Source organism: Frankia gtarii (assembly GCF_025403375.1).
Classification (GTDB): domain Bacteria; phylum Actinomycetota; class Actinomycetes; order Frankiales; family Frankiaceae; genus Frankia; species Frankia gtarii.
In genome coordinates, this window is record NZ_JAMPTM010000449.1 from 1 (window position 1) to 3,055 (window position 3,055).

The 3,055-nt window shown below is 67.9% G+C and carries 4 protein-coding genes; 2 read left to right on the forward strand and 2 right to left on the reverse strand.

All coding sequences use genetic code 11. The annotated features are described in order from the left end of the window. Positions 1 to 209 precede the first annotated feature (209 nt). Positions 210 to 389, forward strand: coding sequence for a hypothetical protein (locus tag NBZ83_RS31195; RefSeq protein WP_261576414.1), 180 nt, complete (start codon positions 210 to 212; stop codon positions 387 to 389). A 177-nt stretch (positions 390 to 566) separates the two neighbouring features. On the opposite strand, the gene NBZ83_RS31200 is transcribed toward NBZ83_RS31195, so the two are convergent. After that, positions 567 to 1,373, reverse strand: a complete 807-nt coding sequence (locus NBZ83_RS31200; RefSeq protein WP_261576415.1) for a helix-turn-helix domain-containing protein — start codon at positions 1,371 to 1,373, stop codon at positions 567 to 569. Positions 1,374 to 1,966: 593 nt separating this feature from the next. Here NBZ83_RS31200 and NBZ83_RS31205 point away from each other — a divergent pair. Then, the gene (locus NBZ83_RS31205; protein ID WP_261564742.1) at positions 1,967 to 2,131 is read left to right on the forward strand and encodes a hypothetical protein; all 165 of its coding nucleotides are present in this window, start codon (positions 1,967 to 1,969) and stop codon (positions 2,129 to 2,131) included. 441 nt (positions 2,132 to 2,572) lie between these two features. On the opposite strand, the gene NBZ83_RS31210 is transcribed toward NBZ83_RS31205, so the two are convergent. Then, positions 2,573 to 3,055: SDR family NAD(P)-dependent oxidoreductase (locus NBZ83_RS31210; RefSeq protein ID WP_261576416.1), on the reverse strand; the 483-nt coding region annotated here is incomplete at its 5' end.

The window sequence follows — 3,055 nt, forward strand, 5'->3', positions numbered from 1 at the left end:
CGGGTGGACAACGCCCAGCTCGCCCGCGCCGTGACCCAGCTGTCGTCGGTCGGGGCGGCGTGGGACGCCCGGCTCCAGCGGATCAGGCGCATCGCCGAGGCGATCCAGCGCACCCAACAGAACTGACAACAGAACTGACATCAGGCGAGGTGTTCACAACTCCGCGCGGTTCAGCCGATCCAGGAGGCTGGGTCGGACGGGAGGAGCCGGTGGATGTCCGCCGGCGGGCGATCGAGCTGGCGCAGGCGATCAGCGGCGATCAGAAAGTTCTGGTCCACGGCTCGAGGCAGAAGATCGTCGTGCTGATCCCGACCGTTGCGGGGACCCTCGCGGCGCTCGTCGAGCAGCGGTTCGGGGACCTGCCCCGGGGACAGGTCGGGGGGATGTGACCGCGCGGCCCCGGGAAGTCGGCCAGGTCGAACCTTGCGGCGACGGCCGGTGCGTCGACGCAACGGCCCGGCGAGAGCGCGCGGCCGGCGGTCGACCGCACCTTCCGTCCCGACGACATCGAGCTGCTGCGGCGAGAGGTGGTCAGGATCTACACCTCGTCCGCGGCGGTTCGCCCGTCAGGTGATCTCGTCTTTGTTGCGGAGATAGTCGTCCAGGGCTGTGGTGTGCTGCCACACGCGCTCAAAGAACTCGGCGTAGGGCGTGAGGAAACGGCGGCTCGCGGAGCTCAGCCCCTTCAACTGCTGCGCGCCCATGCCGGAGAACGTGAGGAACGTGACGGAGTCGTCGATCAGCGCCATATTGATCCAGTCGACACCTGCGGTCCATTCGAGCACGTTCGCCTCGTAGGCTGGGATCTCCCGAGCCTCCTCGTTGTGCGCGCGTAGCCAGCTCAGGAACTCCCGGCCCAGCTTGCCGTCGGCCCCGATGGGGAGCCCGATGATCCGCCGGACCGATCGGGAGGCCGGGACCGCCGTCTCGCCCCCCGGCCCGGAGGGGAGTGCGGCCGACTCGGCCCAGTCGAGCACCGCCGCGAAGTAGTTCCGCGCGGCCAGGCTCGCGTACCGAGTCGGTGGATGTTGCCGGATGTAGGTGACGCGGATCTGCTCTTTTGCCGCCCGCGCCGCGGCCGTCGCGGCCGTATAGAAAGCCTCGGTGTTGTCATGGTACTGGATTACCAGCGACTCGCTCGACCCGTCAGTTTCCCGTGGCTCGGGCGTCGTCTGGATTCCGGCGACAATTCGTGAACGCTGCGCATCCTCATAGAGCTTGTCGAAGCTGGCTGGGTTGACATTGCAGGCCCTCGCGATCGCGTGGACCTGACTCCGGGTGGGGACCTGTATGCCCTTGAAGATTCGTTCGACAGTATTGCGGCCGAGCCCTGCTCGCTTTGCGAACCCTTCCTTCGTGAGATCGTCCCGCATGCTTGACCGTGCGTCGAGCAGTGCGCTCGCCAACGCCGCCTGGGCCGGGTTCGGAGGCATTGACTACACCGTCCCGGTCGGGTGATGCCGTGTCGGAGCCGCCGACAGGCTCAGGTGGTCCATGGCGTCTACCTAGGTTCGAGTGGGGCTGGCAAACGGGCCGGCGGGATCTGCTTGCCAGCACGCTGGTGCACGCGGATGCACGTTCTCGCACGCCGATGCACAGCCATGATCGTACCTGGCCTTCATATGGCGGGCGTAGCTGCCCACGCCTGCGCGCTCGTGCCTGCCGGGAGACGTCGGGCGACCGACCTTGCGCAGGTGTCGGCAGCGTTCTTGCCAGGGCATTTGAGGTTCCCGCATCCTTGCTTGCATGAGCACAGGGACCGGGAAGGAAGGTGATTCATATGTAGCGCCGGACTCGATGGGTGGGTGCCGGACGGCAGATCGTGCTGGCACAGCAAAGGGGCCGCTGCTCAGCCCGAAACGCCCCACAGCGGCCCCGCACGAATCACGGAAGGGAACCCATGTTCGCAAGTCTGACGATACGTCTCAACCATGACCGAAGGAAGACGCCGGCGGTAGTGATCATAGTGATCCTGCTGCTCGCCGCCCGATTTGGAGGGATTGAGATCCAGCCGATTGTCGCCATCGTCGCAGGCGGGCTCGCCGGCACGATGATCGACGCGGATCCCGCTCGAAGCACCGCCGGCCGCTACCGGCGCTCCAACGGCTCGTCGGAGGTAGCCGACTCATGAAGACGAAGGAGACCGATGTCGGCCCGGCCGATCGCAACCACTGCGGGAGCTGCGGAGGTCCGCTGACGGGCCACGTCGCCATGTCGTTCGATTGTGTCGGCAATCCAGTGGAGGTGTGCTCCCGCCACTGCCCGTCCTGCGCGGGCGGTGCCGCCGTGGCCGCTCGGCGCCCACACCGGGCGTCGAGTCACGGGTAGCAGTCGGGTGTGGTTCCTTCTGGCTCGCCGCTCCGTACTGGCCGACCGGCCAGGTCGAGCGGCGAGCCGCGTGCCGCGTGCCTGAACCTGCCCCATGGGTACTTCCGCTGTTCCCGACCGCGACTGCGTCGATCGCCTGGCCCCGATGACTACCGCGGTGTTCCTGTCGATCATGATCTCGCGATACCGCCGGCCGGTGCCGGGGCGGTCATGGTTCGCCCATGCCTCGACGCAGTGTGACTGCTCAGTTCACGGAGTCCGGCGGGAACTCGACCGGGTACGGCTCGGTCGAGTCGGCCGAACGGCTCACATCACGCCACGTGAGGTCCGCCTCGAGGAGGCGGCGATCCAGCGCGATCGACCCTTCGGCGGCGTTCACACCCAGCGGCAGGTGCTCGGGGATGTCGCGGCGCCTGGCCACGGCGACGAGGATCTCCGCCGCCCTCGCCGGGTCGCCCGCGGGACCGGACTCGCTTTGGCGCACCCGCGAGTTCATGGCGCCGACGGTGCTCGCGTACTCGGCGGGAATCTCGTGCACGCGCATGGATGCCCCGGCCCAGTCGGTGCGAAATCCGCTCGGCTCCACGACGACTACCTTGACGCCGAACGGTGCGGTCTCGGCACGCAGCGCCCGGCTGAACCCGTCGATGGCGAACTTCGCCGCCTGGTAGGACGCGATCCCGGGGGATCCCCCGACCCGCCAGCCCACGGACGAGAACTGCATCAC

Excerpts from the sequence above, each read along its gene's own strand:
- NBZ83_RS31200 (WP_261576415.1), bottom strand. The coding sequence starts at position 1,373 with ATGCGGGACGATCTCACGAAGGAAGGGTTCGCAAAGCGAGCAGGGCTC.